The sequence below is a fragment of the Clostridium sp. CM028 genome (assembly GCF_030585565.1).
Taxonomy (GTDB): Bacteria; Bacillota; Clostridia; order Clostridiales; family Clostridiaceae; genus Clostridium_AD; species Clostridium_AD estertheticum_B.
Genome location: NZ_CP077766.1, coordinates 1,988,938 through 2,002,827, shown reverse-complemented (window position 1 = coordinate 2,002,827; position 13,890 = coordinate 1,988,938). Strand labels below are relative to the sequence as shown.

Sequence of the window (13,890 nt, the reverse complement as noted above, 5' to 3'; positions counted from 1 at the left end):
AACTAACCTAGAAATTAAAGGAGGGTTAAAAATGAATAATAACTATAAATTTTTTAAAAATAAAGATTGCGAATATTTCCCATGCCATCAAGTTAAAAATGATGAAAAATTTAATTGTCTATTTTGCTATTGTCCACTATATTTTCTAGAGGAGTGTGGTGGAAATGGGAAATTCGTAAGTGGTGTTAAAGATTGCTCAATTTGCATGATTCCACATTCTGAAAATGGATATGAGTATATAGTAAGCAAGATAGTGGAAGTAAACAAAGCAAAAAGAAATAATAACTAAGAAAAAGTATTTTTTACTAAAAAAGTATAATTTTAAAAAAACATTGCATTTGAAACGTTTACGTATTATAATTAAGTAAGAGTTAAAAATAAAATTTAATAGTTTCACATAAATAGAGGTGCAGATAAAGAGGTAATTTTTGAATGATAAGGATATGAACATCCAATGTCAAAAATGAAGTATTTGTTTGCCGAAAGAATATTTTGGTTCTTCAATTTATTCTTGGGGATAGAAAGTAGTATTTCTATCACTGCCATAAGAGTTCTTATGGAGAGCTATTTATGTAATGAAAAGATGTTTTTTCATTGCATTAATAGACCTAGTACTTTGGTTAATTAAGGCGCTGAAAAATCAGTGCCTTTTTTTATTTCAAAATAAATTAACATAAGGCATTTTCTAAAAGATACACAACACAGATTTGTTGTTTTTTACAAAATTCCTAAAAATTACAAAATGAATAACTACAATAAACGAGGAGGAAAATAAAATGAAGTCTTTAATAAGGTTAAGAATGAGTGCACATGATGCACATTACGGTGGAAATTTAGTAGATGGAGCAAGAATGCTTCAATTATTTGGGGATGTAGCTACAGAACTTTTAATTATGAACGATGGTGATGAAGGATTATTCAAAGCATACGATGCTGTAGAATTTTTAGCACCAGTTTATGCAGGTGACTATATAGAAGCTGTTGGAGAAATAGTGAAGGTAGGGAATTCATCAAGAAAAATGATTTTCGAAGCAAGAAAAGTTATAGTACCAAGACCAGATATAAATGATTCAGCTTGTGATGTATTAGAAGAACCAATAATAGTTTGTAAGGCAAGCGGAACTTGCGTAGTTCTAAAAGAAAACCAAAGAAAATAATATGCAAGAGAATTAATGTAAACTTTTTCACCTAGTGGTTAATATTTTAGTTGCTAAATAAGTTTGTGCAAAATTATCATAATATACATAACTTATCATAAATATTATGGTAGATAGTAATTATTTTTGCACCACGAAGCACTATAAGGAGGTAGCACATGGAAAAATTAATAATTACTGCAGCTATATCTGGAGCGGAAGTTACAAAAGAACATAATCCAAATGTACCCTATACTGTTGAGGAAGTGGCAATAGAAGCGGAAAAAGCTTATAAAGCAGGAGCTAGCATCATTCATTTACACGTAAGGAAAGATGATGGAACACCTACTCAAGACAGGGAAAGATTTAGAGCTTGTATTGAAGCTATTAAAGAAAGATGTCCGGATGCAATTGTTCAACCATCAACAGGCGGAGCTGTCGGAATGAGTAATGCAGAAAGATTACAACCAGTTGATTTAGGACCAGAAATGGCAACCTTAGATGCAGGTACTTGTAATTTTGGTGGAGATGATGTATTCGTAAATACTGAAAACACTATTAAAGAATTTGGTAAAAAGATGATTGAAATGGGTGTAAAACCAGAAATTGAAGTTTTTGATAAGGGCATGGTAGACATGGCAATAAGACTTCAAAAGAAAGGTTTTATAAAAACACCAATGCATTTTAACTTTGTTATGGGTGTAAATGGTGGGATAACTGCTTCGCCAAGAGATTTAGTATTTATGGCAGGAAGCGTGCCAGAGGGAAGTACTTACACTGTATCAGGTATTGGTAGATTTGAATTTCAAATGGCAGCTGTGACTATTGTAATGGGTGGTCATGTAAGAGTTGGATTTGAAGATAATGTGTATATTGAAAAAGGTATACCAGCTAAATCAAATGCAGAATTAGTAGAAAAAGTAGTTAGACTTGCGAAAGAACTTAACAGAGAAATTGCCACTCCACAAGAAGCAAGAGAGATATTGGGTTTAAACAAAATATAAAACTGATAATTGTTATATCTTCAAGATAAATAAGAGGAGGTAAAATAAATGAATAAGGTTGTATCTTTAGAACAAGTTAGGCCATTACTCAAAGATGGAATGTCAATAATGATAGGTGGATTTTTAGCCTGTGGAACACCTGAAAAGATGATAGATCTATTAATAGAAACAAATGTAAAAAACTTAACTATAATAGCAAATGATACAAGCTATGTAGATAGGGGCATAGGAAGACTTGTAGTAAACGGTCAAGTTAAAAAAGTTGTGGCTTCTCATATAGGAACAAATGCTGAAACGGGAAGACTTATGACAGAAGGAAAAATGGAAGTAGAACTTGTGCCACAAGGAACACTAATTGAAAGAATAAGAGCAGCGGGAGCTGGGCTTGGTGGAGTGCTTACCCCTACAGGAGTTGGTACTATGATAGAAGAAGGAAAACAAAAACTTACAATAGAAGGAAAAGAATATCTATTAGAGCTTCCAATTAAAGCAGATTTAGCACTTGTTTATGCAAGCGTCGTAGATGAAATTGGAAATGCAGTTTATTATGGAACAACAAAAAACTTTAATCCAATTATAGCTACTGCTGCAGAAACTGTAATAGTAGAAGCTGAAAAAATTGTTAAAATTGGAGATTTAGATCCAAATAATATTGTGACTCCATGTGTATTGGTTGATTATATTATAGGGGAGGCTAACTAATATGATTACAGATAGCAAGATTGCAAAACAAATTATTGCAAAAAGAATTGGTAAAGAATTAAAAGATGGACAACTTGTTAATTTGGGCATAGGGCTTCCAACATTAGTTACGAATTATATTCCAGAAGGCGTCCATGTTACTCTCCAATCAGAAAATGGAATGGTTGGAATGGGAGCTTCTCCAGCAAAAGGAGAAGAAAACAAGGATGTAACTAATGCAGGTGGTCAATTTACTACAATACTTCCTGGCGGAGCATACTTTGATACCGCAATGTCTTTCACTTTAATAAGAGGAGGACACGTTGATATGACTGTTCTTGGAGCATTGGAAGTAGATCAGGAAGGAAACTTAGCTAATTGGATTGTGCCAGGCAAAATGGTTCCTGGTATGGGTGGAGCAATGGATTTAGTAGTAGGAGCCAAAAAGGTTATTATTGCAATGCAACATACAGCTAAAGGGACTCCTAAAATATTAAAAAAATGTACGCTGCCATTAACAGCAAAGGCACAAGTTAACCTTATAGTTACAGAACTTGGAGTAATGGAATTTACTGAAAAGGGACTTGTACTTACTGAAATTCATAAAGATACAACAGTTGAAGAAGTTAAATCACTTACTGAAGCTGAATTAATAATATCAGAAAATCTAAAAATAATGGATGTATAGGAGGAAGTTATTATGAACAAAGGATGTAAATACGGAACTCACAGGTCACTTGAACCAAAAGGTGCATTGCCACAACCAGCAACTAAAATATCAAATGATATGAATATATTTGATAATGAAATTTTAATTGATGTTCAGGCTTTAAACATAGACTCAGCTAGCTTTACTCAAATAGAGGAAGAAGCAGGACATGACATTGAAAAAATAAAATCTAAAATCATGGAAATTGTAGCTGAAAAAGGAAAAATGCAAAATCCTGTAACAGGTTCAGGTGGAATGCTTATTGGAACAGTTGAAAAAATAGGCGAAGCTTTAAAAGGAACAACAGATCTTAAAGTGGGAGACAAAATCTCTACATTAGTTTCACTATCATTAACTCCTTTAAAAATAGAAAAAATTGTTGATATCAAACCAGATATCGATAGAGTTGAAATAAAAGGAAAAGCTATTTTATTTGAAAGTGGATTATATGCAAAACTTCCAAAAGACATGAATGAAAATCTAGCATTAGCAGCATTAGACGTTGCAGGAGCGCCAGCTCAAGTTGCTAAACTTGTTAAACCAGGTCAATCAGTTCTTTTACTAGGCGCAGCAGGAAAATCAGGAATGATTTGCTCTTATGAAGCAGTTAAAAGAGTAGGACCAACAGGAAACGTTATAGGCATTGTAAGAAATGAAGAAGAGAAAGCGAGATTAAAAAGATTAGGTCTAAAAATGCAAATAGTTATTGGAGATGCTAGAAACGCTATTGATGTAATGAACACTACTCTAGAGCACAACAATGGATGTGAAGTAGATGTAGCAATAAATATGGTTAATGTTCCAAATACTGAAATGTCATCAATTTTACCAGTAAAAGATGACGGAATAGTATACTTCTTCTCAATGGCTACAAGCTTTACAAAAGCAGCTCTTGGAGCTGAAGGTGTAGGTAAAGACGTTACTATGATCGTAGGAAACGGATACACTAAAGGACATGCTGAAATAACCCTTGAAGAGTTAAGAGAAAATGAAACATTAAGAAAAGTATTTGAAGAATTATACGTTTAATGACATTTCAGCTTCGAAGAAGATGATTTAATTGTGATTTAGAGAATACAATATAAAGTTATATTGTATTCTCTCTAAACCATATTGATATATCAACTACATATTATAAAATTAAAAATTATTATACGATGGAGGTACTAATATGAAAGTTAATAGAAGATTTGAATTATTTAAAGATGTAACTGATGAGCAATGGAATGATTGGAAATGGCAGGTTAAAAATAGAATTGAAAATGTGGATCAACTAAAAAAATATATACCATTAACGCAGGAGGAAGAAGAAGGAGCTAGGAAATGCGTTCAAACATTAAGAATGGCTATAACTCCTTATTACTTAGCATTAATAGACCCTAATGATCCAAACGATCCAATAAGAAAACAAGCTATACCAACAGGGCTTGAATTACATCAGGCACATGCTGATTTATTGGACCCATTACATGAAGATTCAGATTCTCCAGTACCAGGGTTAACTCATAGATACCCAGATAGAGTATTACTATTAATAACTGATCAATGCTCAATGTACTGCAGACACTGTACAAGAAGAAGATTCGCAGGTCAAAGCGATAGTGCTATGCCAATGGAAAGAATAGATAAAGCAATCGAGTACATTAAAAATACTCCACAAATTAGAGATGTATTATTATCAGGCGGAGATGCTCTACTTGTTTCAGATGATAAATTAGAATATATAATTAAAAAATTAAGAGCAATTCCACACGTTGAAATAATAAGAATGGGTTCGAGAGTACCAGTGGTTCTTCCACAAAGAATTACAAAAGAATTAGTTGATATGCTAAAGAAATATCATCCAATTTGGCTAAACACTCACTTTAATCATCCAAATGAAATTACAGAAGAAGCAAAACTTGCATGCGCGCGGCTTTCAAATGCAGGAGTACCTCTAGGAAATCAATCAGTTCTTTTAAGAGGGGTTAATGACTGTGCACATATAATGATGGACCTTGTACATGAGCTTGTTAAAATTAGAGTAAGACCATACTACATCTATCAATGTGATCTTTCAATGGGACTTGAGCACTTTAGAACACCAGTATCTAAAGGGATAGAAATTATTGAAGCTTTAAGAGGCCATACTTCAGGATTCTGTGTTCCAACATTTGTTGTTGACGCTCCAGGTGGCGGTGGTAAAATACCAGTAATGCCAACTTATATTATTTCTCAAAGTCCTGAAAAAGTGGTACTTAGAAACTTTGAAGGCGTTATAACTACTTATGAACAACCAACTAGTTATACTTCAGGTTGTCGCTGTGAAGTTTGCGAAGGAAAGAAAAAGGTTCATAAAGTAGGAGTGGCAGGGCTATTAAACGGTCAGCAAATGTCTATGGAACCAGCTGGACTTGAGAGAAATCTAAGAGGACATCACGAGTAAAATTAAGGACAGCATAAACAACCCAAGCATTTTCAATATGATTCAAAAATATGACAGTATTTCTATCATAGGAATGAATAAAAATGTAGGAAAAACAACCACCTTAAATCATATATTGAGGGAAGCCAGAGGGGAAATATCCCTTGGGCTTACCTCTATAGGAAGAGACGGAGAAGAGTTGGACCAAGTAACTGCTACTGAAAAACCTAAAATTTACATTGAAGAAGGAACTATAATTGCTACTGCAAAACAATGCTTATTGAATAGTGATATTACCAGGGAGATTTTAAAAACTACTGGTTTCAACACTCCTATGGGTGAAATAATTATATGCAGAGCATTAAGTGACGGATATGTAGATTTAGGCGGTCCATCTGTAAATTCCTATATGACTTTAATATGTGATGATCTTAAAAGGTTTGGAAGTGAGCTTGTAATTGTGGATGGTGCCCTTAATAGAAAAACCTTCGCCTCTCCATCAATTACAAATGCTACAATTTTATCAACTGGAGCGGCGCTGTCAAAAAGTATGGATAAGGTTATAGAAGAAACTAGTCATACTGTTAAATTACTTTCATTGGAAAATGAAAAGAATAATGAAGTATTAAATCTCGCTAATGAAGTTTTACGCATCGGCAGAATAGGTATTATTTGCAAAGATAATACTATAAAAATGCTAGATGCAATTACAGCATTGGGATCTTCTAAGGAAATTGTTGGGTCTTTAGATGAAAATGCCTCCTATGTAGTTATTAAAGGTGTAGTTTCAGATAACCTACTAGAAGATATTATGACATCTACAAATAAGTATAAAGGTGTAATTTTCCTAGTTGAAGATGGAACAAAGCTCTTTTTAACTAGGGAAACCCTTTATAAATTTAAAAAGCAAGGTGGAATTATAAAAACAATAAATCCCATTAATATAGTATGTGTTACATCCAATCCAAAATCACCTTATGGGTATGAATTTGATAAGCAGAAGTTTTTAGATGGGCTTAGGGATAAATTAAATATACCTGTATTTGATGTTATTGGAGGGGAGTAAAATGAAATTTTTAGATAAGCAGCAGAGGGATCAAATTGGTTTTTCTTTTGTTATGGATAAATTGGGGATAACTACTTCTTATGGGCTTGAGGAGAAAAAAAATATTAGACCATTTAAAGATTCAGAAATAAATGAATTAACTCATGAATTAAATAGTCTAGAAAATATGATTAAATCAATGAGAGCTCATAGTCAAGAGTATAATGGAATAGGACGAATATTTTGTAAACTAAAAGATATTAGAAATTCTATTAAAAGATGTAATGAATCAGAAACATTAGATGAAGTTGAATTATATGAAATTAAATATTTTTCAATATTAGTAACAGATTTAAAAAATATTTTGGATAAATTACAGCTTGATATAGAGGAGGTTCATCTAAACTCTTTAGATGAGATTATCTCCCTCCTAGACCCACAGAAGAAGGGAATGTCTACTTTTTATGTTTATGATGAGTATTCTAAAACTTTGAAAAGCATTCGTGAAAAGAAAAAACAAAAGGAAAAAGAAATTTTTACTGTGAAAACCGAGGAAGAAGTAAATGAACTAAAGAAGCAAAGGTTAGATTTAGTTATAGAAGAAGAAGAGGAAGAACTAAGGATTAGAAAAGAGTTAACACTCCAGATTTCTAAGGAAACTGAGATCATAAACCAAAATATAAAAGCGATAGGTAGATTAGACTTTTTGATTGCCAAAGCGAATTTATCCATAGATTATAATGGTTCCCGTCCGAAAATTTGTGAAGAAATGAAGATTAATCTTGATGAAGCCTTTAATCCTGAAATTAAAGAAATATTAGAAAAAGGAAAAAAGGTATTTACCCCAGTTAGTATAGAGCTATTTGGTGGTACAACTATTATAACTGGTGCTAATATGGGTGGGAAAAGCGTTACCCTTAAGACTATTGTTCTGAATTTACTGCTTGGGCAAATGGGCTTTTTTGTATTTGCAAAAAAAGCACAATTTCCAATCCTTAATTTTATTCATTTTGTTTCAGATGATATGCAGTCCATATCCAAAGGCTTAAGTACATTTGGTGCAGAAATAATAAAGTTAAAAGAAGTGGTAGAGTCTGCAAAAATAGGAAATGGATTTATAGCTCTAGATGAGTTTGCAAGAGGTACTAATCCAAAAGAAGGGTACTATCTTATGAAATCTCTTTCTAAATACTTGACTAAATTTCAATCAATAAGCTTAATTTCAACTCATTACGATGGAGTAGTTGAGGAGAATATGGAACATTATCAAGTAATGGGACTTAAAAATGTAGATTTTAATGCGCTAAAGTACAAGATAGATTTAAATAAAACTCATTCTGTTGAAATAATACAACAACATATGAATTACAAGCTAGAGAAGGTTTCAAAAGAAAATGAAGTGCCAAAAGATGCACTTAATATAGCATTATTACTAGGACTTGAAAAGGAAATAGTGGATATAGCAAAAAGTTTCTACAATTAGGAGGAATAAAATGGAAAGCAAATTAAATATGAATTGGGATGTTGTGAGTAAAGCTAGACAATCAGCTAAAAACATAGCAAAAGATACTCAAGAATTTATTGACATACATACTACAGTAACAGTAGAAAGAACGGTGTGTAGACTTTTAGGTATTGATGGGGTAGATGAAGTTGGAGTACCAATTCCAAATGTAGTAGTGGATAACATTAAAAATGGTAATGGATTAGCACTTGGTGCGTCAATGTTTATAGGAAATGCTATGGTTGAAACTGGTCTTTCACCACAAGAAATTGCTGAGAAAGTAGCAAAAGGTGAAATGGATTTAACTAAAACTCCTATGCATGAAGAATTCGAAATAAAAATGGCTGTAGATAAAGTAGCTAAAGAAATGGTTGCTAAAATTAAAGAAAATAGAGGCAAAAGAGAATCATACCTTGAAAAATTTGGCGATAAGAGTAGCCCATATCTTTATGTAATAGTTGCTACAGGTAACATTTATGAAGATATAACCCAAGCAAGAGCAGCTGCTAAGCAAGGCGCAGATGTAATAGCCGTAATAAGAAGTACAGGACAAAGCTTACTTGACTTCGTTCCATACGGAGCTACAACGGAAGGTACTGGAGGAACACTTGCAACACAAGAAAACTTCAGACTTATGAGAGCGGCCCTTGATGAGGTTGGAGAAGAATTGGGGAAATATATAAGACTTTGTAATTATTGTTCTGGATTATGTATGCCTGAAATAGCTGCTATGGGAGCTATAGAAAGATTAGATGTAATGCTCAATGATGCTTTATACGGAATTCTTTTCCGCGATATCAACATGCAAAGAACTATAGTTGACCAATATTTCTCAAGAGTAATAAATGGATTTGCGGGAGTTATTATAAACACTGGAGAAGATAATTATTTAACTACTGCAGATGCAGTAGAAGAAGCTCATACAGTGCTTGCTTCACAATTTATAAATGAACAATTTGCATTAGTTGCTGGAATTCCAGAAGAACAAATGGGACTTGGGCATGCGTTTGAAATAAGTCCAGATGTTGAAAATGGATTTATATATGAATTAGCACAAGCGCAAATGGCAAGAGAAATCTTTCCGAGAGCACCACTAAAATATATGCCTCCAACTAAGTTTAAGACTGGAGATATATTTAAAGGACAAGTACAAGATACATTATTCAATATGGTTACTATTATGACAGGACAAAAGTTACATCTTCTTGGAATGCTTACAGAAGCAATACACACTCCATTTATGTCAGATAGAGCGTTATCAATAGACAATGCTCAATATATATTTAGAACTATGAAGGATTTAGGATCAGAAATCACCTTCAAAAAAGGTGGCATGATGGAAACAAGGGTTGATGAAGTATTAAATAAAGCAGCAGATTTAATTGGAGAAATTGAAAAAGAAGGCTTATTCAGTACGATACAGCAAGGGAAATTTGCAGGAATTAAGAGACCTTATACTGGTGGAAAAGGACTTGCAGGAGTTGTAGAAAAAGAAAAAGCTTACTTTAACCCATTTATAGATTTAATGTTAGGGGGAAATAAATAATGAGCGAAGGACAATATTCATTAGAAGTTAAAGAGTATGATCAAAATTTGGATTTAACAAAGATTAAACCCTATGGAGATACTATGAATGATGGTAAGGTACAAGTGAGCTTTACACTTCCAGTAGAAGATAATGAAAGAGGAGTAGAAGCAGCACTTCAACTTGCTAAATCTATGGGACTTAAAAATCCAAACTGTGCTCATCATGCATCTTTAGATAAAGAATTTTCTTTTTATGTTATTTATGGTTCATTATCGCATTCTGTAAACTATGAAGAAATTCATGTTCAAACTGTAGAAGTAGAAACAATGGATATGAAACAAATTGGAGAATATATAAAAGAAAACATTAAACGTGACGTTGTAATAATTGGAGCTAGTACAGGAACAGATGCTCATACAGTTGGGATAGACGCTGTAATGAACATGAAGGGATTTGCAGGACACTATGGTCTTGAGAGATACCCTATGATAGAAGCTTTGAACTTGGGAAGCCAAGTTGAGAATGAAGAATTTATCAAAAAAGCTATAGAGCTTAAAGCAGATGTTCTTTTAGTTTCTCAAACAGTAACTCAAAAGGATGTACACATCCAAAACCTTACTAATCTAGTAGAATTATTAGAAGCAGAAGGAATCAGAGATAAAGTTGTCTTAATTTGTGGAGGTCCAAGAATAACTCATGAACTTGCTAAAGAGCTTGGATATGATGCAGGTTTCGGACCAGGAAAATTTGCTGATGATGTAGCAAGTTTTGCTGTTACGGAGATAGTTGAGAGAGGTTTAATTTAATAAATTTATAATAAAAAAATAGGGGGTACATCTTTAATTGATTTATTTAATCATTTAAAGATGTACCCCTTTTGTTGTTATAATAAAAACTTCCTAGAAAAGGAATAATCCTAACCCAATAATAATACCTGAGTATAATAAGTCAATTACACAAAAACCCATTACGTCCTTAGCACTGAGTCCAGCAATTCCAAGAGCGGGTAATGCCCAAAAGGGTTGAATCATATTAGTCCATGCATCTCCCCAAGCAATAGCCATAGCAGTTTTCGCAGCAGGTACGCCTAAAGCTGCACCGGCAGGCATCATAATAGGAGCTTGAACAGCCCATTGACCACCGCCAGATGGTATAAAGAAGTTAACAAGTCCTGCACTTAGAAAAGTGAATAGTGGAAAGGTATGTTGATTAGATATACTAACGAAAGAAGTAGACATAACACCTGCAAGAGAAATTCCAGCAGCGCTTGTACCTACCATCATTCCCATAATACCTGCGTAGAATGGGAATTGAAGTATAATTCCAGCAGCGCCTTTGGCGGCGTCTGTAATTGCATTAACAAATCTTCTAGGAGTTCCATGAAGAGCAACTCCCAGGAACAAGAAAATAGCATTAACAATGTTTAGATCGAGGCTACCACCTTTAACAAAATAGTAAACAATATAACTAAAGCCCATAATTGCTAATAACATTGAGATAAGGGTGCTGTTTTCAAGTTTATCAGCAGGAGTCATTGCTTCTTTAGCTATTATAACTACTGGGTTCTCAACCAAAAGTTTTGTATCTATAGTGACAGTATGATCAATGTCAGGATGCATAGCTTTGTTTATAAGAGGCAATGTAATTAATAGTACAGCTAATATAATTAAATTGTAACCTGAAAACAATGTTGCACTAGTTGGTATAGGAGAAGTAACAACGCCTGCAGTAGCTTTTACAACTTCAGGACCACCAGAAGCAACTACTAGTGGGATAGAACCAGAAAGACCAGCGTGCCATACTAAAAAGCCTGAATAAGCAGAAGCTATTAAAAGCCTATAATCTACTCCTTTAACTTCTTTAGCTAATTCCTTAGCGAAAATAGCCCCAATAACTAAACCAAAGCCCCAGTTGATCCAACAAGCTATAGTAGAAATAAGTGTAACCAAAATAATTGCTTGACTCGGTGATTTAGGTATTTTTGCAAGGGTCTTAAGACCTTTTTTAAAAGATGGTGCATTGGCGAGAGCATGGCCTGTAACTAATACCAATGCCATTTGCATTGAAAAAGCAAGTAATGTCCACAAACCTTTGCTCCAGTGAATAGTCATAGCCAAAGGACTTTGTCCAGTAAGAACTATGCCTAAAATTAATACAAAGAATGTTAAAAGTACAGCAAATATGAATGGGTCTGGTAAATATTTTTGGACAAGATTAACACAACCATTTGTAAATTTTTTGAACATTTTGATTCCCCCTTATTAGCTATATAAATTTAAAATGCTCCTATGTAATAATATTCTATATTATGCAAAAAAAGTACCTGTAGATCGGACACTTTTACCAAAGTGTCCGATCTACAGGTATCGATATAAACTTAAAATAACTTTTAATCAGTTTGAGACAGTCCCTTAGCTATTATGATATAAACATTAGCCCTAGTCCAATAATAACACCTGAGTATAATAAGTCGATTATACAAAAGCCCATTACGTCCTTAGCACCGAGACCGGCAATTCCAAGAGCGGGTAATGCCCAGAAAGGTTGAATCATGTTAGTCCATGCATCTCCCCATGAAATAGCCATAGCAGTTTTTGAAGCAGGCACACCTAAAGCTGCACCAGCGGGCATCATAATGGGAGCTTGAACAGCCCATTGTCCACCACCAGATGGTACAAAGAAGTTAACAAGTCCTGCGCTTAGGAAAGTGAATAGAGGGAAGGTATGTTGATTAGATATACTAACAAAAGAAGTAGACATAACTCCTGCGAGAGAAATTCCACTAGCACTTGTACCAACCATCATACCCATAATACCCGCGTAGAATGGGAATTGAAGTATAATTCCAGCAGTTCCTTTAGCAGCGGATGTAATTGCGTTAACAAACCTTATAGGAGTTCCATGAAGAGCAATTCCTAGGAACAAGAAGATAGCATTAACAATATTTAAATCAAGACTACCACCTTTAACAAAATAATAAATAATATAACTAAAGCCCATAATTACTAATAACATTGAGATAATAGAGCTATTCTCAAGTTTATCAGCGGGAGTCATTTTTTCTTTAGCTATTATAATCATTGGTTCCTCCACCAAAAGCTTTGGATCTATAGTAATAGTATGTTCAGTGTCAGGATGCATAGCTTTGTTTATAAGAGGCAAGGTTACTAAAAGTATAGCTAATATAATTAGATTATAACCTGAAAACAATGTAGCGCTGGTTGGTATAGGTGAAGTAACAACACCTGCAGTAGCTTTTACTACCTCAGGACCACCTGTAGCAACTACTAGTGGTATAGAACCAGAAAGACCGGCATGCCATACTAAAAAGCCTGAATAAGCAGAAGCTATTAAAAGTCTATAATCTACGCCTTTAACTTCTTTAGCTAATTCCTTAGCAAAAATAGCTCCGATAACTAGACCAAAGCCCCAGTTAATCCAGCAAGCTATAGTAGAAATAATTGTAACAAGAATAATTGCTTGACTTGGTGATTTAGGGATTTTTGCAAGAATTTTAAGACCCTTTTTAAAAGATGGTGCATTGGCAAGCGCATGACCTGTAACTAATACTAGCGCCATTTGCATTGAAAAAGCGAGGAGCGTCCACAAACCCTTACTCCAGTGAATAGTCATAGCTAATGGTCCTTGACCAGTAAGCACCATCCCTAAAATTAATACTAGAAAGGTAAGGATTACAGCAAATATGAATGGGTCTGGTAAATACTTTTGGACAAGATTAACACAACCATTTGTAAATTTTTTAAACATTATTATTCCTCCTATTTTATTATGTGAAATTAATCTATACAAGAAAACATATTTATGATTTTTTGTGAAAAAATATTAATATGTATGACAAAATTATACATGACATCATAT

General features: G+C 33.7%; 13 protein-coding genes and 1 riboswitch. Of the genes, 11 read left to right on the top strand and 2 right to left on the bottom strand.

Features of this window, described 5'->3' with window-relative positions; all coding sequences use genetic code 11:
- Nucleotides 1–31 precede the first annotated feature (31 nt).
- From KTC94_RS09380 to KTC94_RS09330, 11 genes are all read left to right on the top strand, one after another.
- Nucleotides 32–289, top strand: a complete 258-nt coding sequence (locus KTC94_RS09380; protein WP_220320375.1) for a cysteine-rich small domain-containing protein — start codon at nt 32–34, stop codon at nt 287–289.
- Nucleotides 290–394: 105 nt separating this feature from the next.
- A riboswitch (Lysine riboswitch) is annotated at nt 395–575 on the top strand.
- Between the two features lie 201 nt (nt 576–776).
- Nucleotides 777–1,157: a hotdog fold domain-containing protein gene (locus tag KTC94_RS09375; RefSeq protein ID WP_216302313.1), complete on the top strand. Its 381-nt coding sequence runs from the start codon at nt 777–779 to the stop codon at nt 1,155–1,157.
- A 158-nt stretch (nt 1,158–1,315) separates the two neighbouring features.
- Nucleotides 1,316–2,140, top strand: a complete 825-nt coding sequence (locus tag KTC94_RS09370) for a 3-keto-5-aminohexanoate cleavage protein (RefSeq protein ID WP_216302312.1) — start codon at nt 1,316–1,318, stop codon at nt 2,138–2,140.
- Between the two features lie 48 nt (nt 2,141–2,188).
- Nucleotides 2,189–2,842: an acetate CoA-transferase subunit alpha gene (atoD, locus tag KTC94_RS09365; protein ID WP_220287272.1), complete on the top strand. Its 654-nt coding sequence runs from the start codon at nt 2,189–2,191 to the stop codon at nt 2,840–2,842.
- A gap of 1 nt (nt 2,843) precedes the next feature.
- On the top strand, nt 2,844–3,509 hold the full coding sequence (locus KTC94_RS09360) for a 3-oxoacid CoA-transferase subunit B (protein WP_165412589.1): 666 nt from the start codon (nt 2,844–2,846) through the stop codon (nt 3,507–3,509).
- A gap of 12 nt (nt 3,510–3,521) precedes the next feature.
- Nucleotides 3,522–4,559 carry an L-erythro-3,5-diaminohexanoate dehydrogenase gene (locus KTC94_RS09355; protein WP_216302310.1) on the top strand — a complete coding sequence of 346 codons (1,038 nt, stop codon included), beginning with the start codon at nt 3,522–3,524 and terminating at the stop codon, nt 4,557–4,559.
- A gap of 142 nt (nt 4,560–4,701) precedes the next feature.
- A complete protein-coding gene (ablA, locus tag KTC94_RS09350; protein WP_220287273.1) occupies nt 4,702–5,955 on the top strand; it encodes a lysine 2,3-aminomutase in 1,254 nt (417 codons plus the stop codon).
- A gap of 37 nt (nt 5,956–5,992) precedes the next feature.
- Nucleotides 5,993–7,000 (top strand): hypothetical protein, encoded by a 1,008-nt coding sequence (locus KTC94_RS09345; protein WP_216302308.1) that lies wholly within the window; start codon nt 5,993–5,995, stop codon nt 6,998–7,000.
- Between the two features lies 1 nt (nt 7,001).
- Nucleotides 7,002–8,462 (top strand): hypothetical protein, encoded by a 1,461-nt coding sequence (locus KTC94_RS09340; protein WP_216302307.1) that lies wholly within the window; start codon nt 7,002–7,004, stop codon nt 8,460–8,462.
- Nucleotides 8,463–8,472: 10 nt separating this feature from the next.
- Nucleotides 8,473–10,029, top strand: a complete 1,557-nt coding sequence (locus tag KTC94_RS09335) for a lysine 5,6-aminomutase subunit alpha (protein ID WP_216302306.1) — start codon at nt 8,473–8,475, stop codon at nt 10,027–10,029.
- Nucleotides 10,029–10,817, top strand: coding sequence for an OAM dimerization domain-containing protein (locus tag KTC94_RS09330; RefSeq protein WP_216302305.1), 789 nt, complete (start codon nt 10,029–10,031; stop codon nt 10,815–10,817). Before KTC94_RS09335 ends, KTC94_RS09330 begins: the two co-directional genes overlap by 1 nt.
- Nucleotides 10,818–10,910: 93 nt before the next feature.
- Here KTC94_RS09330 and KTC94_RS09325 read toward each other — a convergent pair whose 3' ends face one another.
- Both KTC94_RS09325 and KTC94_RS09320 read right to left on the bottom strand, forming a co-directional pair.
- Nucleotides 10,911–12,257: a short-chain fatty acid transporter gene (locus KTC94_RS09325; protein ID WP_220287276.1), complete on the bottom strand. Its 1,347-nt coding sequence runs from the start codon at nt 12,255–12,257 to the stop codon at nt 10,911–10,913.
- A gap of 172 nt (nt 12,258–12,429) precedes the next feature.
- A complete protein-coding gene (locus KTC94_RS09320) occupies nt 12,430–13,779 on the bottom strand; it encodes a TIGR00366 family protein (protein WP_216302303.1) in 1,350 nt (449 codons plus the stop codon).
- Nucleotides 13,780–13,890: the final 111 nt, after the last annotated feature.